This is a genomic window from Sporosarcina sp. YIM B06819, from assembly GCF_033485175.1.
In the GTDB taxonomy this organism is placed as follows: Bacteria; Bacillota; Bacilli; order Bacillales_A; family Planococcaceae; genus Sporosarcina.
In genome coordinates this window covers 1-20,485 of the sequence record NZ_JAWLIQ010000037.1, presented here as the reverse complement: position 1 = coordinate 20,485, position 20,485 = coordinate 1, and the positions used below count along the sequence as shown (strand labels likewise).

Annotated in this window: 19 protein-coding genes and 1 pseudogene; 16 read left to right on the top strand and 4 right to left on the bottom strand. The window is 37.7% G+C overall.

What is annotated here, in order from left to right; translation table 11 throughout:
* Positions 1-393 precede the first annotated feature (393 nt).
* Positions 394-2,502, bottom strand: a complete 2,109-nt coding sequence (locus R2B72_RS17635; RefSeq protein ID WP_318618158.1) for a heavy metal translocating P-type ATPase — start codon at positions 2,500-2,502, stop codon at positions 394-396.
* Positions 2,499-2,888: a metalloregulator ArsR/SmtB family transcription factor gene (locus R2B72_RS17630; protein WP_318618157.1), complete on the bottom strand. Its 390-nt coding sequence runs from the start codon at positions 2,886-2,888 to the stop codon at positions 2,499-2,501. Before R2B72_RS17630 ends, R2B72_RS17635 begins: the two co-directional genes overlap by 4 nt.
* A gap of 167 nt (positions 2,889-3,055) precedes the next feature.
* On the opposite strand from R2B72_RS17630, the gene R2B72_RS17625 reads away from it, so the two are divergent.
* From R2B72_RS17625 to merA, 16 genes and pseudogenes are all read left to right on the top strand, one after another.
* On the top strand, positions 3,056-3,610 hold the full coding sequence (locus tag R2B72_RS17625; RefSeq protein WP_318618156.1) for a copper resistance protein CopC: 555 nt from the start codon (positions 3,056-3,058) through the stop codon (positions 3,608-3,610).
* Positions 3,611-4,705, top strand: coding sequence for a copper resistance D family protein (locus tag R2B72_RS17620; RefSeq protein ID WP_318618155.1), 1,095 nt, complete (start codon positions 3,611-3,613; stop codon positions 4,703-4,705). It begins immediately after the preceding gene.
* 24 nt (positions 4,706-4,729) lie between these two features.
* The gene (locus R2B72_RS17615; protein ID WP_318618153.1) at positions 4,730-5,404 is read left to right on the top strand and encodes a DsbA family protein; all 675 of its coding nucleotides are present in this window, start codon (positions 4,730-4,732) and stop codon (positions 5,402-5,404) included.
* A complete protein-coding gene (locus R2B72_RS17610) occupies positions 5,404-5,844 on the top strand; it encodes a disulfide oxidoreductase (protein ID WP_318618152.1) in 441 nt (146 codons plus the stop codon). Before R2B72_RS17615 ends, R2B72_RS17610 begins: the two co-directional genes overlap by 1 nt.
* A 98-nt stretch (positions 5,845-5,942) precedes the next feature.
* Positions 5,943-6,134 (top strand): hypothetical protein, encoded by a 192-nt coding sequence (locus R2B72_RS17605; protein WP_318618151.1) that lies wholly within the window; start codon positions 5,943-5,945, stop codon positions 6,132-6,134.
* A gap of 733 nt (positions 6,135-6,867) precedes the next feature.
* Positions 6,868-7,884, top strand: a complete 1,017-nt coding sequence (locus R2B72_RS17600; RefSeq protein WP_318618150.1) for a multicopper oxidase domain-containing protein — start codon at positions 6,868-6,870, stop codon at positions 7,882-7,884.
* A 15-nt stretch (positions 7,885-7,899) separates the two neighbouring features.
* Positions 7,900-9,069: a ZIP family metal transporter gene (locus tag R2B72_RS17595; RefSeq protein ID WP_318618149.1), complete on the top strand. Its 1,170-nt coding sequence runs from the start codon at positions 7,900-7,902 to the stop codon at positions 9,067-9,069.
* A 284-nt stretch (positions 9,070-9,353) separates the two neighbouring features.
* Positions 9,354-9,551 (top strand): twin-arginine translocase TatA/TatE family subunit, encoded by a 198-nt coding sequence (gene tatA / locus R2B72_RS17590; protein WP_318618159.1) that lies wholly within the window; start codon positions 9,354-9,356, stop codon positions 9,549-9,551.
* Positions 9,552-9,586: 35 nt separating this feature from the next.
* A complete protein-coding gene (tatC, locus tag R2B72_RS17585; RefSeq protein WP_318618148.1) occupies positions 9,587-10,315 on the top strand; it encodes a twin-arginine translocase subunit TatC in 729 nt (242 codons plus the stop codon).
* 709 nt (positions 10,316-11,024) lie between these two features.
* Positions 11,025-11,165, top strand: coding sequence for a hypothetical protein (locus tag R2B72_RS17580; protein ID WP_318618147.1), 141 nt, complete (start codon positions 11,025-11,027; stop codon positions 11,163-11,165).
* Positions 11,166-11,556: 391 nt separating this feature from the next.
* Positions 11,557-11,724, top strand: a complete 168-nt coding sequence (locus R2B72_RS17575) for a hypothetical protein (RefSeq protein ID WP_318618146.1) — start codon at positions 11,557-11,559, stop codon at positions 11,722-11,724.
* Positions 11,725-11,933: 209 nt separating this feature from the next.
* On the top strand, positions 11,934-12,836 hold the full coding sequence (locus tag R2B72_RS17570; RefSeq protein ID WP_318618144.1) for a cation diffusion facilitator family transporter: 903 nt from the start codon (positions 11,934-11,936) through the stop codon (positions 12,834-12,836).
* A 239-nt stretch (positions 12,837-13,075) separates the two neighbouring features.
* Positions 13,076-14,335, top strand: a pseudogene (locus tag R2B72_RS17565) (cytochrome P450).
* 467 nt (positions 14,336-14,802) lie between these two features.
* Positions 14,803-15,525, top strand: a complete 723-nt coding sequence (locus R2B72_RS17560; RefSeq protein WP_318618143.1) for a ZIP family metal transporter — start codon at positions 14,803-14,805, stop codon at positions 15,523-15,525.
* 357 nt (positions 15,526-15,882) lie between these two features.
* Positions 15,883-16,281, top strand: coding sequence for an Hg(II)-responsive transcriptional regulator (gene merR / locus R2B72_RS17555; protein ID WP_318618142.1), 399 nt, complete (start codon positions 15,883-15,885; stop codon positions 16,279-16,281).
* Positions 16,282-16,297: 16 nt separating this feature from the next.
* Positions 16,298-17,938 (top strand): mercury(II) reductase, encoded by a 1,641-nt coding sequence (gene merA, locus R2B72_RS17550; RefSeq protein ID WP_318618141.1) that lies wholly within the window; start codon positions 16,298-16,300, stop codon positions 17,936-17,938.
* Positions 17,939-18,179: 241 nt separating this feature from the next.
* On the opposite strand, the gene R2B72_RS17545 is transcribed toward merA, so the two are convergent.
* Both R2B72_RS17545 and R2B72_RS17540 read right to left on the bottom strand, forming a co-directional pair.
* A complete protein-coding gene (locus R2B72_RS17545; protein WP_318618140.1) occupies positions 18,180-19,061 on the bottom strand; it encodes a cation diffusion facilitator family transporter in 882 nt (293 codons plus the stop codon).
* Positions 19,062-19,332: 271 nt separating this feature from the next.
* Positions 19,333-20,304: an arsenic resistance protein gene (locus R2B72_RS17540; protein ID WP_318618139.1), complete on the bottom strand. Its 972-nt coding sequence runs from the start codon at positions 20,302-20,304 to the stop codon at positions 19,333-19,335.
* Positions 20,305-20,485: the final 181 nt, after the last annotated feature.

Sequence of the window (20,485 nt, the reverse complement as noted above, 5' to 3'; positions counted from 1 at the left end):
TACAGACACAAAACAAAGCTGCATAATTTTTAAAAGCGTATTTTTTGATAGAGGAGCAGTCTAAGCTCTTGAAAAAGATGATTTATGAAATTGATTCGAATATATAATTTTAGTACAAAAGGGTGAATAAAGAATGAAGTGCTTGACGTTTAGTGCATCAAAACCGATCGTTTATCCAACAAAAGACGATTATCTGCCAGCCTACTAAACAGCCTATCGAATTTGAGTTTCAAATACGACAGGCTGTTTGCACTGTATCCCTTGTTTGGCAGACTTTGGGTTGGAGTAATCCTCGCCATTGCTTACAACAGAGATATATTTTTGTGAAATCAATATGATTCTGTTCGATGGTGCTGCAGAGCAAGGATAAATCCCATTAACGATGTGAATCGTTTAATACTTGGATCGCATTAATCGAAGAGAATTCAATACAACAATCACAGTAGCGCCCATATCCGCGAAGATCGCCATCCATAATGTTAACCAACCTGGGATGACCAACAGTAGGGCTAGTAACTTAATGCCTAATGCGAATGAAACATTCTGCAAAATGATATTCAGCGTTTTACGGCTTAGGCCGATTGTATAGGGTAGTTTTTCTAAGTCGTCAGCCATTAATGCAATGTCTGCCGTCTCCAAAGCTGTGTCAGTACCTGCTCCACCCATCGCAATGCCTACGGTCGCACTAGCCAATGCAGGGGCATCATTGACGCCGTCCCCGACCATGGCCACCTTGCCGAATTGTTCTCGGAGAGATTTGATCGTATCCAACTTATCTTGCGGCATCAATTCTGCTTTCACTTCAGAGAGACCGATTTGGTTGCCTATGGCGTTCGCAGTAGCTCGATTATCTCCCGTCAGCATAATCGTTTTTTGAATTCCTAACTGATATAGTTTTTTAATAATCGTCATACTGCTTTCTCTAACCTGATCGGCAACTGCAATCAGGCCTTTCACCTCATTTTCAAGGCCTACCAACATCACAGTTTTTCCCTCTTTTTGAAGTGTTTCAATTTGGCGTTCGTATTCATCGGGAAGAGTTAGCAATTCCCTGAACATATTAGGGCTCCCAATATGGATATCCTCATTGTTGATAGTTGCTTTGGCGCCTTTACCCGTTATTGATTGAAAATCATCAACAGGAACTAATTCTAAATTTTGTCTTTCGGCATCTCTGATGATTGCAGAAGCTAATGGATGCTGAGAAAATTTTTCAACAGATGCCGAGATACGGAGAATTTCATCGGTACTCATATCCGACAATGAAACGATATCCGTTACTTCTGGCGTACCTTGTGTCAATGTCCCGGTCTTATCAAACGCCACTACTTTCAAGCGTCCCGTTTCTTCCAAGTGGATTCCACCTTTAATGAGCACGCCGTTGCGTGCCGCATTTCCAATCGCAGTCACAATCGCAACAGGGGTTGAAATGACCAAGGCGCAAGGGCATCCTACGACAAGTACTACTAGACCTCTATAAACCCACTCACTCCATACTCCACCTAAAAATAGGGGAGGGATAACAATAATGAGCAGGGAGATGATCATTATTGCCGGTGTATAATATTTGGCGAACCTGTCTACAAACTGTTGGGAAGGAGCCTTTTCAGCTTGAGCTTCCTCGACTAAGTGGATAATCTTGGCGATTGTAGTATCTTCCACTCGTTTTGTTACACGCACTTCTAATGAGCCTTCTTCGTTTATTGTTCCCGCAAACACTTCGTCCCCGGAAACTTTATGGACAGGGACGGATTCTCCCGTGATGGCTGCCTGATTGATGGAAGAACTTCCTTTTACAACTTCTCCATCCATCGCAATCTTCTGGCCAGGTTTAATAATCATAATATCGTCAATTTGAATATCTTCAACGTCGATTTCAAATTCATTAGTTCCACGTCTGATGGTCGCTGTATTTGGTGCGATATCCATAAGGGAGCGGATTGAGTTTCGAGCCTTATCGATTGAATAACTTTCAAGCGCTTCACTTATAGCGAAAAGGAAGACAACAACTGCGCCTTCACCCCACTCACCAATAAGAGCAGCTCCAATAACAGCAATCGTCATAAGGGTATTCATATCGAACTGCAATTTAGTTAGATTTACTAAACCGACCTTGAATAGACTATACCCTCCAACGATAATGGCTGAAGCAAAGAGAACGATAGCTAGTATACTTTCTTCTCCCTTATAAAACGAAGCGCTATAGCCGAGAATTAGTAGGAATAGAGATGCAACGGTCGTCTGATTCTCCCGTTTTTTCCAGAACGGCTCTTTCACTTCAACAATTCGTTGCTTTTCGGGATAAACCTTTATTCCATCAAAAGCTCCGGCCTTTTCCAATTGTTCTACGGATGCATCTCCTACGACAGTAATTTTGGACGCACCAAAATTCAATTGTACATCGTCAACGGTCTTTATTTCACGAATGTTTTTTTCGAATTTAGCCGCGCAACTCGTACAAGATAGTCCTTGGAGTCTATAAACGTTTTTGTCTGAACTCATTTGTACCATCCTTCCTTCGAATGTTCGAGTGCAATATTCACTAATTGATGGACATGTTCGTCAACTAAGGAATAGAAGACAAGCTTTCCTTCTTTCCTGGACCCGGTAATCCCCATATCCCGTAAATAACGCAAATGGTGGGAGGCGTTCGCGGTGGAGGTCTTTAAGACCTTGGCTACATCACAGACACACATTTCCTCTTCGAGCGTAAGTGCGTAGGCTACCTTCATGCGATTGGCATCTGCAAGGGCTTTAAACAGTAGTTCCACGCCGCTAATTTCTTCGATTCGCTCGTTGACGCGGTTAACAACTGTTTCATGATAACAATACGTCTCACATGAATCCGGTGTAGCAGAGCTACTATGATCTTTCAATTTACCTGTCATTTCTTCACCTCATTCAAATATTCACTTGATTATCTTTAGCATATGTAATCGTTGGAAAATTGTCAATTATAATGTTCAAATAGTTGTTTTAATGAGTGGCTTTTCTGTTACAATTAATTCGAATTACGGTGTTAACATCACATCACTATTTGAGAGGAAGAGATTAAATGAAGAGGATTATTAGTGCAACACTGATTTTATTGTTCGCATTTTCATCTACTGTTTCCGCGCATACCGGTTTAACGAATTCCTCACCGGCTGAAGGGGAAGAAGTAGTTGAAGATGTTCATGAAGTTGTATTGGAATTTAATACGAAGATTGAAACGATGAGCGCTATAAAAGTATTTAACGAAAATGACGAAGAAATCATCATTGGAAATATCCAGTTCAGTGATAATAAAATGACAGGAGCCTTCATGTCACCTTTGGATAATGGTACATACAAAGTGGACTGGAAGATTATTGGCGCGGACGGACATCCGATACAGGGGAGCTATTCATTTGTGGTTAGTCAAGAGGAAATTGTAGCCCCGAATGCATCCGAAGAATCTACGGATACACCTGCTAGTCCCACTGAAGAACCAGTAGAAAAACCAGTGGAGCAGTCAGTAGAAGATTCATCGAAAATAGCATCGAATGATGTCCTGGTCGTAATCCTTGTCGTTTTATTTACAATAGCTGGCGGATTTTTTGGCTGGATCATAGGAAGAAGGCAAAAATAAATGGTTTGGATTTATATTTCTGAAAGTTTGTTGTATCTTTGTTTTTCACTATTGATAGGCTCATTTATCATTCAATTCATTCCGGAGCGGTTGAAACCCGAAATACATATCCCTAAACGACTGATTCAACTAGCTGTGTTAGGAATTGTGTTCTTTTCTATTGCACCTGTGTTCAGGATTATCCTTTTTCTTTATGAAGATATCGGCCTGATGATGACATTGCAAAATGTACTTATGGGGTTTGAAGTAGGAAGGGCTTGGAATGTAACGGTCGTACTTACTATTTTCTTTTATCTGTTTGTATCGTTGTTCCCGGTATTGAAAAGCAAAGTATTCTCTGGCACTTCATTAGCTTTTACTTTCGCCCTGCTTCTGGCATTAGGATGGGCAAGTCACGCGGCATCGCTCACTGATTGGAGTGGTTTTGTTTTTCACTCATTGCATTTTTTAGCTGTTACCATATGGATAGGTATACTCCTTGTCGTCGGTTGGTGTTCAAAAAACCAAGAGAATTGGCTTTCTTATTTAAGATGGTTTACCCCTCTGGCAATCACGTGTTTTCTTACGATTGCAGGAACTGGATTATTTCTTATGACATTGGTAATCGATGTAAACGAATATGCGGACGCATGGATGATACCCTATGGACAAGCCTTATTAGTGAAGCATCTGACCATCATCCCTGTTTTATTTTTTGCTTTTATAAATGGGTTTTGGATTAGACGCAAATTGAAAAAACAAGAGCAAATCAATCCAATACCGTGGTTGAAGTTCGAAAGCGTTCTCCTTTTCTTTACGTTTGTTTCGACAGGAGTCTTGGGACAACAGGAACCTCCTCATAGTATCGAGATAACTCTCGGAGGAAGCGGTCCTTCGGATATCTTCGATTACTTTTATTCAGGGATCATTGAACCTTCAATGAGTTTGCAATTCGGTTTAAATACAATAAATACATTATTTTTTATCGTAGCGATTATCTTCATGTGGCTTATCGTTTACAGCTTCAGGAAAAAGATGCCCGCAGTTGTTCCATTTTTCATGGGGATGTTCAGTGTCCTTTCGCTCTATTTTGGATTAATGGCTAGTATGCAATAATAAATATAAGAGAAGAGGTATTTGATGAAACAGAATAAGAAATCAAATATGAAATTTGTAGTTGTTTTAACACTTGTGGCAGTTGCAATATTGGCGGCAGTTGTTGTATTCAGCAATAAAGAAGAATCCTTGCCAACGGATATAAAGCAAATCGATATCACTGGGCAGCCCTTACTTGGGGAGAAAGATGCTCCTGTAACGGTAGTTGAATTTGGTGATTTCAAATGTCCTGCATGTAAAGCATGGGGTGAAAAGATTTATCCGAAGCTAGTAAATGATTATATCGAAACAGGTACAGTTAAATTTTCATTCGTGAACGTATTATTCCACGGTAAAGAATCGATTTTAGGGTCGATTGCCGCTGAATCCGTCTTTGAGCGGAATCCCGGTGTATACTGGGATTTCCATCAAGCATTGTTTGATGCACAGCCCACTGAAAATCATGATGCAGAGTGGATAACCCCAGAAAGAATTCTTGAAATTGCAAGTGGATTCCCTGAGATTGATCAAACACTATTAAAAGAAGACATGGAACAACAAGCGACTGGAGAGAGCATTAAGCACGACGACGATTTAGTAACAGAAGTCGGTGTTACTATGACTCCGACCATTGCCATAAACGGAAAAATAATGGAGGACCCATTTGATTACGAAGCCATTAAGACTGCAATTGAGCAAGCGACTAAGGATAAAGACTGATGCGGAATAAAGAAAATAAAACCAAACCACAGGGATACCTATTATATGTTGCTTGGGTTGTTTCATTAGTTGCCATGTTTGGAAGTTTGTATTTCAGTGAAATTAAAGGGTATATTCCATGTGAGTTATGTTGGTATCAGCGTATCTTCATGTACCCCCTTGCTTTAATATTAGGGATTGGAACATTCCAAAATGACAATTCTGTTAAAAAGTTCGTGCTTCCGCTATCACTTATTGGAGGAAGTATATCCTTCATGCATTATTTAGAGCAGAAGATACCCGGCTTTGGAGGCATCAAGCCATGCGTAAGCGGTGTGCCTTGTAGTGCCCAGTATATAAATTGGTTCGGGTTTGTTACGATACCATTTTTGGCATTAGTGGCATTCGTGATTATTGCCATCTGTATGTTTTTCATTAAACCAAAGAAGTCAATCGAATAAAGAACATTTCTAAAGAAGCCAAAGATTCGACTGTAGTCGTTACTTTGGCTTCTTTGCGTTAGAAATAGATTTATTAAAAGGAGAGGAACTCATGGGATATGAGACTATTATTGGTACAGGACAAGCAGGACTTCAATGTCAACTTCAACCTTAATAATAAATCAGATACGCACCTATCAGCCAAAAAGGCTATTGAAGCCGTGGATTACGCTACAAAAGTTGCGATTATCGAACTAGGAATGGTGGGCAGAACATGCGTTAATATCGGTTTCATTCCATCTGAAATCTAGTTAATGGCAGCGGAAACCAATCACTTAGCTAATAAGTAATCAATTTATGGTTAAGCAGATATGCTAGTTATTGTTGCGTATCAGCGCATAAACTGTACCGAGTACATAAGAAATGGGTAGATCAAATTGAAAACATTGAAACTAAATATTTTGACAGGTACTAAACTACAGGGGTTTACAAATATTCTAAAATGACAGAATTACACTTGCAAAAAATAATTCCCATGTGGTATGATTTATTCAACCTAATAGTTTCCCTAGGGAAACAAAATTCTGTGTTCTTAACAAATGATGCGATTATCATTTGTTAAAGAAGTGTATTTATTGTTTAAATATTAGAATTGGAGGAACTAATACGGAGTGATATTCATATATTTTAAAGACAAAATCATTTTTTTTGAAACAGAATTAGCATATAGTTTGCTTTTTTTCGGCCTAAAAGTTGCCCTAGGGAAAGAATTTTGTGTAAGAAAGCATTGGTACGTTTATCATTTTTAATTATGGTGTATATCTCGAGAAAAAGTTGCCCTCGTCCAAGTTTCGCGTATTTAATATTGATAAATGAGGGGGTATTTGAGAAAACAGCCATTTCTGTAAAAGAATAATATGTTTCCTACTACGGTAGAGAGGCTTTGAAAAATGTAAGTTTCACAGTTAAAGAAGGTAAGTTAGTAGGTATTATTAAGGCTTATAGCATTCAATTTTCCTTATTGACAAAAGTGGAGGTAAAAAAATGAGTGATGAAAAAAATGTGTCTAGGCGAGATATTTTAAAATTAGGTTCTGCAGGAGTTATTGGATTAGCGGGAAGCTATTTATTAAATACAATTCCGGGACTTACACCCGCAATAAAAGCGGCAACACCCGGTGGAAATAAACACGATAACATGAATCACGGTAATATGAGTACTGATTTATCAAAAAGTGAAGGCTATTTAATGGCTGAAAAGCTACTTACCACGTTTGATTATGGAAAAGTTAGTACTCTGCCAAGTGGGCAAATATTGAGGGAATATGATGTCGTGGCAATTGATAAAGAAATCGAAATTGCAAAAGGAATAAAATTTCCCGGATGGACCTATAACGGAACAATTCCTGGTCCAACTTTTCGTTGTACAGAAGGTGATCTTTTACGGTTTCACTTTACTAATAGTGGAAGTCATCCTCACTCTATTCATTTTCATGGATTTCACCCACCAGAAATGGATGGGTTGGATCCCATTTATCCCGGGCAAAAATTCACGTATGAATTTGAAGCAAATCCATACGGGTTACAAGTTTACCATTGCCATGTCCTCCCGTTAGCTCGACATATTCATAAAGGTTTATATGGTAATTTTATTATTGATCCAAAAAAGCCAAGAGAACCGGCATTAGAATTGAACATGGTCATGAATGGATATGATCTAGATTTAGATGGTGAAAACGAATTGTATACGGTAAATGGATATGCGAATGCATTTATGAATCACCCTATTAAAATCAAAAAGAATCAGCTCGTACGAATTTACCTGAGCAATTTAACGGAATTCGATTTGTTGAATTCTTTCCACTTACATGCTGTTTTCTTTACGTATTATCCAACAGGTCGAAACGATAACCCTTCACAATTTACAGATACAATTATGCAATGTCAGGGTGAACGCGGAATAATCGAAGTTCGTTTTCCGTATAAAGGTAAATATATGTTTCATGCTCATGTAAGCGAGTTCGCTGAGTTAGGATGGATGGGATTTTTCGAAGTAGAGTAAAGGAGGTTTACAAAAGTGAAGGTTAAATGGTTAATTTCGGGGTTAATACCGCTACTGCTACTTGTCGTGGTAGTAGCATGGGTGATGATTAATGGAGCTGGTATTGAAAAAGACCCTGCTGCCCCAATAGAGGTATTAAATATTGAACGTATAAATACAACACATAACGGATTTGAATTATCAATTAGTAATACCGGGCCAGATTCCATTAAGATAGCTCAAGTAATAGTAGATGATTCATTATGGAATTTTAGTGTTTCTCCAACAGAAACATTTAAAAGATTTGAAGAAGGAGTAGTAACCATCAATTACCCGTGGGTGCAAGGTGATCCGCATGTAATTAAGATAATTACTGAAAATGGAATTATCACGGAAGGGGAAATTACAGCTGCTACTCTCACTCCAGAAAGAACATTGAGCAATTTTCTTAATTACGGGTTTATCGGATTTTATGTAGGAGTTGTTCCAATTACATTAGGATTATTGTGGTATCCATTTATGAAACGGTTCTCACGAAAATGGATTAACGCTATTCTTGCTCTTACTGTGGGGTTACTTCTATTCTTATTTATAGGAACTTTGTCTGATGGTTTTGAAATTGGTGCCGAAGCTCCTATGGTTTTGCAAGGTAATATGGTGGTTATTTTAGGAGCATTACTAACTTTCATATTGTTAATTGGTTTTGATCAGTATCAACAAAAAAAGCTACAAAAGAAAGCTTATTCTCCTTTAAATATCGCTTTGTTGATGGCTGTCGGAATCGGGCTTCATAACTTTGGAGAAGGTTTGGCTATTGGTACCTCTTTCTCTCTAGGTGAAGCTGCACTAGGAACATTTTTAATCATTGGGTTTACCCTTCATAATATTACGGAAGGTATAGGAATAGCCGCTCCTTTATTAAAAATGAAACCTCGGATTCGAGACTTCGTTTTACTAGGAATAATAGCAGGAAGTCCTGCCATTTTAGGAACTTGGTTTGGTGGATTTATTTTCTCACCAATTCTTGGAGCTTTGTTCTTAGGGATTGGTGCAGGTGCCATTTTACAAGTAATTTATGTCATAACTAAAATGTTAATAAACGATCACAAGAAACATTCGGAACCAACTGTTTCTTGGTTAAATTTTAGTGGTTTTACGATAGGTCTTTTAATCATGTATCTTACAGCCTTTTTTGTTAAATATTAATTTGTCCTGGGGTGAAGGAATTGCAAAGGAACCATTGTAAAAAAAAGGAGTAATTTTGGTATCTGAATGAATAAACAAGAAGACATAAAAATATGTGTTCAAAGAAGGTTCTAACATCAGTTGCGTAATAATGTAGCAATTATGCAGAAAAAAGAATTCACCCCTAGATTTTCAAAAATAATTAAACAAAAAAGGTTTAAAAGAGCTTGGGAAAAATTAATTTTATTAGTTTAGATAATTTAAATGTGATCATTTTAAAATATAATAAAAAATTGGAGGATATCATGATTCAAAATATAGGGATACCAGGATTAATATTGATTCTAATAATTGCTCTCATTATTTTCGGACCTTCAAAATTGCCTGAAATCGGAAGGGCGTTTGGTTCAACATTAAGGGAGTTTAAAAATTCGACTAAAGATCTATTATCAGATGACAAAAATGTTTCAAAAATCCAAGAGCAAGAAAATAAAGACGTGTAATAAAATATTGCACCTTTTTTCAAGGAGGGTTGTTGATGAAAGGTCAAAACATGAATGTTGTACAACATTTACAAGAGTTACGAAGGGCAATAATTATCACATTAGGAGTTTTTCTACTGTTCTTATTGCTTTCCTTCATTTACGTTCAAGATATTTATCACTTGCTTGTCAAAGACTTACCATTTAAGCTAGCCTTATTAGGACCAAGTGATATTTTAATGGTATATTTAATGATAGCAAGTGTTGTCGCTTTAGCTGCTACTATGCCTGTGGCTGGACATCAAGTTTGGCAATATGTACGGCCGGGCCTGACGCCAAAAGAGCGTAAAGTGACTATTGCTTATGTACCAGCATTATTTATACTATTTATTGTAGGAATTAGTTTTGGTTATTTTATTCTATTTCCTTTAGTGCTGAATTTTTTGATGTCATTATCAAATGACATGTTTACTACTTTTTTCACAACAGAAAAATATTTTCGATTTTTGTTACACATGACTTTACCTTTTGGATTTTTGTTCGAACTGCCAGTCGTGATTATGTTTCTAACAAGTTTAGGAATAATTAATCCATATGTTCTACAAAAAATAAGGAAATATGCGTACTTCGTGTTAATTATTACGTCAATTTTAATTACACCGCCTGACTTTTTATCAGATATACTTGTGATTATTCCATTGCTACTTTTATATGAAGGTAGCATCACTTTATCTAAATTTGTGTACAATCGACAGCAAAAAAAAAATGATGAATCAATTGTTTAACTGCCCACTCTTTTCTAGAACTAAGTACGCCCCAGATGTATGCTAGTTTCAATAAAGAAGCCCTTAACGGATAATTTTTAGAGTTTTCCGTTTACCTTTCGCTTTAACTTCGCAAAAATGAAGGGAAAGCCGTCCCGTAATGATCAACCATTATTGAAGTGATTACTTTTTGGCTCTGTACTACAAAGAGGAGTAAACAGAGTATTCATTAGTTATTTATGCAACTCCAGTGGTATAAAAACAAAAAATAAAAACCTTCATATTTCTGAAGGTTTTTATTTTCTGCTTTTTAACCATATGGATAAAAAAGGAAATCTTCTGTACCTCTTTATCAGAATTAAACAGAATGTATTAAGAACAAGAGCTAATAGTTTAGATATATATCCACAAACACCGTTCGAATTTCGCGAACGGTGTTTGTTAAGAAATGATAAGTAACATAATTTTAATGCTCAACCAGGCTAAATTTGCTCCATATAAGTTTTAGTATCATCTTCAGATATTTCCCCTGTAATAATTTTCACAATCCGGCCCTCAAGTTGGAAGCGATGCAATCTGAAATTGATAAATCTAAAGCCGAAATCGATAAGCTTAACGGCAACAACAAGGAAGGACCGATTGGCTAAAGTAATACTTTTTAGTGGCTTATGAATACTTTTGAAGAAGCAGGACAACTTATCATGAGTAGATGCAGAAAGGAGGAATTAGGATGAAGTATAAAAAAAATATTCTTGCGCTTATGTCTGTTATTTTATCGGCAGGCTTTTTGTTCGGCTGCAACGGTGTCGATGAAGATAAGCCAGTTTCAAATGAAGGACCTTCAGAGGAGGAAGAAGATAATGGTAGATAATTTTTTTATATAATCCACGGATTAACATCGTTCAAAACTGAACGGTGTTTATATATACATTTTTAAATCCGATCAAGTAAGTAGGAAGGATAGCTTGTGTTTATAAAAGAAGTGAATCCTCATTCCGAGGATTTTCAGGTGCGCCCAGCATGGGGGAGTCTATAGGGTGCAAGTCCCGAACTGTGAAGACAGAAGTCAAGTGTGCCCATGTTGTAGGAGGTGGCAACAGTGGTGTTCAAATCGCCGCGGAGTTGTCAGAAGAAAGAGATACATAGTTAGCAATAAGTAAGAGAACAAGTTATTTTCCATTAATTTAGGTGGGATGAGCGTGTTTTAGTGGTTTGATAAATTGGGGATAATAAAAGTAGCAAACACGTCATACATAGGGGGAATGTTGAAAAAAAGCGCCCCTATCTTCGGAAGTGACTTGAAAAATGCAGTAAAAGCATGGGCAATTACGTTAAAGGGAAGAGTCGTTAGTGGTGCGTACAATCAAGTTATATTCGAGGATTCAACTACCCTTGAAGTGGAAAATGTAATACCCGCAACCGGATTCTAACAAGAGTATGAATGGCTAAAAGTTGATGTTGTCATTGATGAACAAAAAACATTTATCATGACAGGGGGGTAGCCCGATAAAAGGTCTTTACTTTTTAGGTTTACCATGGCAATCACGTAGAGGATCTTCATTGCTTCAGGGAGTAGGGTTTGGTGCTAGGAATATAGTGGAACATATGAAAAACACAACTACATAAAGGGGGCTCTTGAATGGGTCATGAACATAATCATTTTGCGGAAAAACGAGAAGGGAATAAGCGGGGGCTCATCATTGCCTTATCCATTACAACTCTCATTATGCTTTTGGAGTTTTTCGGAGGGCTGTTCACAAATAGTTTAGCCCTGTTATCAGATAGTGGTCATATGCTTTCGGATGCAAGCTCGATGGCTTTAAGTCTCGTGGCAATTTGGTTTGCAAGTAGACCGCCATCCCCGAATAAGACGTATGGGTATTATCGATTTGAAATTCTAGCCGCTTTATTTAATGGCGTTACGTTATTTGTGATTGCGGGGTTTATCGTTAAAGAAGCAATTCAACGATTAAATGAACCGCCAACAGTCGCAAGTGGAACGATGATGATCATTGCATTCATCGGATTAGCGGCAAATCTTCTTAGTGCAATGGCTCTTCAAAAAAAAGCAGATGTAAAGGGGAATATTAACTTAAAAAGTGCGCACATACACATAATCGGTGACGCTTTAGGTTCGGTTGGTGCAATATTGGCTGGTCTGCTCATGCTCCTGTTTGACTGGTATATTGCAGATCCAATCATCTCAGTGATAGTCGCTTTGTTGATTTTGAAAAGTGCATGGGGAGTGCTTAAACAGAGTATTCATATCTTAATGGAGGGTTCACCCCTGATGATTAAAAAAGAAGAAGTTTTAGCTGAATTAGAAAATATTGAAGGTGTGAAAAATGTCCATGATCTTCATATTTGGACGATTACATCGGGGTTGGATATGTTAAGCTGTCACATTCTCATCGAAGAAGAGAAAGATGAACAAGAAGTTCTTCAGCAAGCAATTAATCTAATACGTGACAACTACAAAATTGAACATACTACGCTCCAAATTGAAAAATCGAATCTCCAGCATCAGGAATTGAGTATATAATCGCGGAAAAGTAAAACAGAATACTTCCATCGAGGGTAGCGTCAGGAAAATGCGGGTTTACAACGGTATGCAAATTCTCCTGGCAATTACCCCGATTTTAACAACGTTAAGGAATTCTTAATGGTCTGGGCGGTACATTTTTCAGCTTGAAATCTAATTAGGGGTACAACTTTTGATACTAAACAGGGGAAAGTTTACAAAGAATATGACCATTATTATGAAAAATGGAGATGAATGATATGTCTGATACAAATCAAATGCCTCGGGAAGAAGGAATAGATCACAGCTTAAGCCTTATGAGAGAAGGATATATGTACATTTTAAACAGATGTAAAAGTTTTAAATCTAATGTTTTTGAGACCCGATTGCTTGGGAAAAAAGCAATCTGTATGGTAGGAAAGGAAGCTGCCGAAGTTTTTTATGACACTGAGAAATTCAAAAGGAAAGATGCAGCACCAAATTGGGCAGCGCAAACATTGTTTGGCAAGAATGGTGTTCAGGCGTTAGATGGACAGAACCATAAGCACCGCAAGGAAATGTTTATGTCGATCATGTCTCCTAACAGGCTTGAAAAACTGGCCGGCATTACAAACAACCAGTGGGAAATGGCGGTGGATAAATGGGGACAGATGGATAAGGTTGTTCTTTATGAAGAAGTGCAGGAAATTATGTGCAGGACAGCCTGTCAGTGGGCAGGTGTACCGGTACAGGAAGACGAAGTGAAGAAGCTGACAAAAGATTTGGTAGCGATGTTCGAGTCGACGGCTACTGTTGGTCCAGCTCATTGGCTAGGAAGAAATGCACGGAATCGGGTAGAGAAGTGGATTGGAGAACTCATTAATGAGGTTCGTGATGGGAAAATGAATCCCCCTGAAAATACTGCATTACACAGGTTTGCCTAGCATCGCGATCTGGAAGGGAATCTTCTGGATAATCAGACTGCTGCTGTGGAAGTGATCAATATCTTGAGACCTATTGTGGCGATCGCTATATTCATCAATTTCACGGCACTGGCAGTGCACCATCATCCGGAAGAAAGGAAGAAACTTGAATCCCACGATGAGAAATATGCTCAAATATTTGTACAGGAGGTTCGTCGTTTTTATCCGTTTTTTCCCTTTGTCGTGGCATTGGTAAAAAAGGATTTCATTTGGAACGATAATAAATTTGAAGAAGGTACATTAACTTTACTGGATCTTTATGGTACCAATCATGACCCTGAAACTTGGGAAAATCCTGATGTGTTCAGCCCTAATCGGTTTGCCAAATGGGAAGGAAGCCCCTTTGGCTTTATTCCACAGGGTGGTGGTGATTACTTTATAGGACATCGTTGTGCTGGGGAGTGGGTCACAATTGAAGTCATGAAAGTAAGTCTTGATTATCTGGTCAATCGAATGGAATATGAGGTTCCTGATCAGGATTTAAGTTACAGCATGGTGAGCATACCAAGTTTTCCGCATAGCAAAATAATGCTGAAGAATGTTAAACGAAAGTTATAATCACCCTATTAAGTTCGCCTTTAACTGCACAAGATAAATGAAAAAAAGTTGATTCCTTAATAATCGGAAATCTGTATTATAAATAGAACCCCTAATTTTCATGGAAAGTCGAAAAAGCTTTTCTCTTACAACGCCGATAAATTATTTTTTTATTTGGAATTCCTTAACGTTGTAAATCCGCATTTCCGACGCTACCCCCTTCCGAAATGATATTCAATACTAAGTTGAACTTATATAAATAAGTCACTATAGATATTGAAGTTATGAATGTCTATGTGATTCGAGCGAAGGCGCCTTCTACGGGTAGCCGAAGTGATAAGACTGGCGTTCCCCAGCCTGACTTATCACGGGAGGCCTCCCCCTAGCGCCGAAGCGGGATTAGTAGGAGACTTAATTTCAACATATATAGCATAATTTTTATTCAATGGTCATATAAACATAGAGACAAACAATCGAAGGATGGTTTATTGACTCATGTCTGGTTTATCGGTTTTTTATCAACTTTTGCTGGAATTGGCGTAGGAGGGGTTATTGCTGGTCTTATTAATGGTTTTAAGAAAAGCATTGGTACTATCTACGCGGTATGCACTGGGCTAATCTTAGGATTAATTAGTTTTGAAATCGCACCGGAAGCTATACAACTGGGCAATTGGCTTATTTTTTTGTTGGGTTTTTTAGCCGGAGTTTTTATATTCAAACTCATCCATATGCGGGTTCATAAGAACTCTGTAATTACAAAGGCATCACACAAACATCAGAATAGAAGGCTAGGTTTATTCCTAGCTCTAATTATCTCTATCCATAATCTACCTATGGGAGTAGTCCTCGGGGCCAGTGAACAATCTCAATTAAGCATAGCTTTATTACAAGCACTAATATTGCACAATATTCCCGAAGGTATGATACTATTTACACCATTATTTATAGCTGGGCCTAGTATTTTTATGTTATTCTTTCTCTCTATTTTCGTAGCTGTTCCCATTGCGCTTGGGGCACTAGTTGGGGAAATGATGGGCATGCAAAATAATCTATTATGGGCATTCTTAATAAGTTTGACAGTTGGAACTATATATATGGTAACGATTAAGGAAATCCTAACTGAATCAATTAGGCAATCATCGAATATTTATAGCCTACTGGTTGCATTAATCGGTTTTTGTCTGATGGGTGCATATTTGTTTTATTATTAAGGATGATAGTGGCGGAGACCAGTGCCTTGGCCACCGCTACCATTTTTATGTAGAGGGCGATGAGTACCTACCCAAATGTCGAAATGAGTAAGACGAAACAAACTAACAGACAAGAAGGAGTTAATTACCGTAGATCCTTTTAGTAATGACAAGTCTATAAAAGTATAAATTAAAAATGGCCTTCTATATATCAGTAACAGTTTAATTCCAGGGGTATTAAACTTGAATCAACAAGCCGAATAATTTTAAAAAACACGAATTGGCATCCCTGTTAGGTGGTTCTATTTTTGGGGGAACTAGATATAAATTGACCCTGTACTTAGGTACAGGGTTTATAATTCGTATGGGGTGAAACAAATGGAGTTTCATATTGGGGAACTGGCTGAGAAATGTAACGTTAATAAAGAAACCATTCGGTATTATGAACGATTAGGATTGATGCCGAAACCTTCTCGTACAGAGTCAGGATATCGAATATACACAGAACAAACCGTTGACCGATTAAATTTCATTAAGCGCATTCAGGAATTAGGTTTTACTTTAAATGAAATTGATAAGCTTTTAGGTGTGGTAGATTGTGATGAAGCCAAGTGCCGTAATATGTATGATTTCACTGTTTATAAGATAGAGGACATTCAACAGAAAATTCGAGATCTCAAAAAAATCGAACAAATGCTTATCAATCTAAAAGAAAGATGTCCCGCAAACAAAGATATTTATGAATGCCCCATTATTGAAACTTTACTAGAAATTTAAGGACGGAGGAATAGTATTGAAAAAATATCGAATTAACGTTCAAGGAATGACTTGTACAAATTGTGAACATCATGTTTCAGTTGCGTTGGAAAATATAGGTGCAAAGTGTATTGAAGTTGATTTTCGTCGTGGGGAAGCTGTATTTGAGCTTCAAAATGACGTAGAAGTTGAAACAGCTAAAAATGCGATTACTGAAGCGAAATATCATCCAGGTGAAGTTGAGGATTTACAAACGCAAGTAAAAGTTGATTTAGGTTGCAAAGATGATTATGACTACATCATCATTGGTTCTGGTGCAGCAGCCTTTTCATCTGCCATCGAAGCTGTGGGTTTAGGCGCAAAAGTTGCGATGATCGAACGTGGTACGGTGGGCGGAACATGCGTTAATATCGGATGCGTACCATCCAAGATCTTGTTGAGAGCAGGGAAAATCAATCATTTGGCAAGAAATAATCCATTTATGGGATTACACATTACAGCAAAAGAAGTTGATTTAGAACCATTAGTAACTCAAAAAAATGAGTTAGTAAATGAATTAAGAAATACAAAGTATGTGAATTTAATTGATGAATACGGTTTTGAATTAATAAAAGGTGAAGCGAAATTTGTAAATGAAAGTACAGTTGAAGTCAATGGAAACCAAATGATAGCAAAACGATTCTTGATCGCGACGGGTGCTTCACCAGCAGTGCCAAACATTCCAGGACTGGATGAGGTCGATTATTTAACAAGCACGACGTTGCTTGAATTAAAAAAGGTTCCCAAGCGTCTTGCGGTTATCGGTTCCGGCTATATCGGCATGGAATTAGGACAACTCTTCCATAACCTGGGCTCAGAAGTCACATTGATTCAAAGAAGCCCGCGTCTGTTAAAGGAATACGATCCTGAGGTTTCAGAAGTAATCACGCGAGCCTTGACAGAACAAGGGGTAAACTTAGTGACAGGAGCATCCTTTGAACGAGTTGAACAAGATGGAGATATTAAAAAGGTCTATGTTGAGGTTAATGGTAAGAAACGAACCATTGAAGCCGATCAATTGCTGGTCGCTACAGGAAGAACGCCAAATACTGCAAACTTGAATTCACAGGTAGCAGGTGTTGAAGTAGGATCCCGTGGTGAAATTATAATAGATGATTATTCGAAAACAACAAATTCACGTATTTATGCAGCGGGAGATGTTACGCTTGGTCCACAATTCGTATATGTGGCAGCCTATCAAGGTGGAATTGCGGCAGGAAATGCTGTTGGCGGACTGAACAAAAGGTTGAATTTAGAAGTAGTGCCGGGAGTTACGTTTACAGCCCCAGCGATTGCAACGGTTGGTTTAACAGAGCAACAGGCAAAAGAGAAAGGCCATGAAGTGAAAACATCCGTCTTGCCGTTAGATGCTGTTCCAAGAGCCTTGGTGAACAGGGAAACGACAGGCGTGTTTAAACTGGTGGCAGATGCGAAAACATTGAAAATTTTAGGGGCTCATGTGGTAGCAGAAAACGCAGGAGACGTAATTTATGCAGCGACATTGGCTGTCAAATTCGGTTTAGCCGTAGAAGATCTTCGTGAAACCCTTGCTCCCTATTTAACAATGTCAGAAGGGTTAAAATTAGCTGCCCTTACGTTTGATAAAGACGTATCAAAATTATCTTGTTGTGCTGGTTAAACTCCTTTTCAGGAAGCATTTTACCTTTCCTGCTAAATGATAGGTTTAGTTCGGCAAGACCTGATTTTCAAACGACGTTATTGTTACTAATTTTGAATAAAATAAGCACATATCAAAGAATAATAAACAACTATTTTAACACCATTTGAATTTTCCAAATGGTGTTTTTCATATTTATAGCAGCAGAATTAAACAACTTATTGTTATTTGTCTCTGTCAGAATAAAAAGTAAAATTACTGATCAATCCCTATTTAATTCAGGCTCCACATGGACATGTACATCGTAAACACCATAGTTATTTATCAAAACTTTTTCAACAAGGCTTGCTATATCATGGGCGCCTTTAATATCTAACGATGCATCGACTAAAATAACAACATCAATTACTTCATTATTCCCGTATTTTCTTCCTTTAATTTTTTTTATATCTATAACTCCGTCCACTTTTCTGATGATATCCTCATATAGTTTAATTTTATCTACATCAAATCCATCTGAAAGTTCGTGTGAGGCTTGTTTGAAGATATCCCACGCTGTTTTACATATTAATAGGCCAACGATTATGGCAGTTAGTGTATCCAACCATGGCATATTTAATTGTGATCCTAAAATACCTATAGCTGTTCCTATACTTACCCAAGCATCAGAAATGTTATCTTTTGCAGCGGCCATAACTGCTTTGCTATTAATTTTTTCGGCTAATTTTTTATTGTAGCGGTAAACAAAATACATAACGAATGCAGAAAATATACCTACATAAGCAGCGCCAATATGAGGAGACTCTTTACCACCTTGGAAAACGGAGGTAATTGCTTCATTTAATACTTGAATCCCGACTGCCAGCATAATGAATGAAGCGACCATGGAGGCAATGGTTTCACTTTTCCAATGGCCGTAACCATGGTCTTTGTCAGGTGGCTTTTGAGAAAGTCTTAATCCTATCAGAACAGCTACGGATGCAATGATATCCGTTGTATTGTTTAAGCCATCTGCTTTTAAAGCCGCGGAGTCAGTCAAATATCCAACAACTAATTTAATAATGGAAAGGAATATATAAGCAATAATACTAAGGATTGCACCACGTTCTCCTAATTTAAGATCATTGTATTTTTGAGTTTCCAATACTTTCACTCCCATCAACATTTGATATGCAGCAGTTTCATTTAAACTTTAATTTTTTTGTCAATTACCTAAAGGGAAATTCCTGCCTTTAGGCAACAAAAACCCTTGACTGATATCAGTCAAGGGTTTGGGTCACAAAAATATAGTTTGGTGTATACGTAAGCTGTATCATTTTTCATCACTCACTAAAATTAGGCGTTTAATTATCATAACAAAGATAAAAATAAATAACAACCAAATCGAATTCCTTATTTTGAGAATCCGTCGACTTTCACATTTTTTGTTGGCGTAATAGTAAAGTGGGTACTAACCGAATGTAAATTAGTTCGCCAATAAGTTCAACGATTGTCTGTGTTACGATTATGGCGGCTACTAACGTGCTTACATCATTGGGCAAAGCCAAGGCAAGAGGAAGAACCACGAGCGAATTTCGTGTTGATCCACTGAAGATAAGGGCACGACCTGATCCTGTATCGAGGTTAAACCACTTAGCGATACATCGAGAAATAATGGGCATGATGATCATAAAAGCGATATATATTGGAATTACTTTGATGATGAGGTCCATATAGGTAGATAATTTGCCAATCTGAGAGGCTACGACAACAAAAAGAGTCAGTGCCATGAATGGAACAGGTAGCCACGCTGATAGATCTACTATTTTATTACCGATAGATGCTTTTCTTGCGAATAACTGTATGGCGATAGCGATTCCTAGTGGAATAACGATGAGACCGAAAAAGGCTTCTAAGAATGGACCTGGTTCCACAATACCTTTTGCTTCATCTCCCATAAACAGCCATAAATATAGAGGCAATAGGAGCATTTGTGTAATGAAAAGAATGGGTGTAGACATAAGCATAACCTTTTCATTGCCACGGCCTAGTGCTGTAAAAACAATGACATAATCAATACAAGGGGTGAGTAAAACTAAATAGACCCCTAGCAATAACGGTGGATGTTCAGGTAATAACTCGGATAGAATCCATACCACAATAGGTACTGCAATATAGTTAACTGTTAATAGAGCCAAGATAAAACGTCGATTAGCGAACGACTCTTTTAAAGAGGTAAAAGGAATCTGTGAAAACATACTGTACATTAAAACAGCGATGACAGCAGAAATTGTTATATCTAATTGTCCTGCGATATTTGGAACGATTAATCCAAATCCGGCCGCTATCACGAGTATAATGACATATAGCCAAACTTGATTATTTTCTAATTTTTCTCTAGTAATCATTATTTAGTTGCCCCTTTTTATTGCCTCCTAAAAGACTTTCTGCAAAGTTGTTGAATTAAGAAACTTATATATTATATGGTGATTGAATCAATTTCATAAATCATCTTTTTCAAGAGCTTAGACTGCTCCTCTATCAAAAAATACGCTTTTAAAAATTATGCAGCTTTGTTTTGTGTCTGTA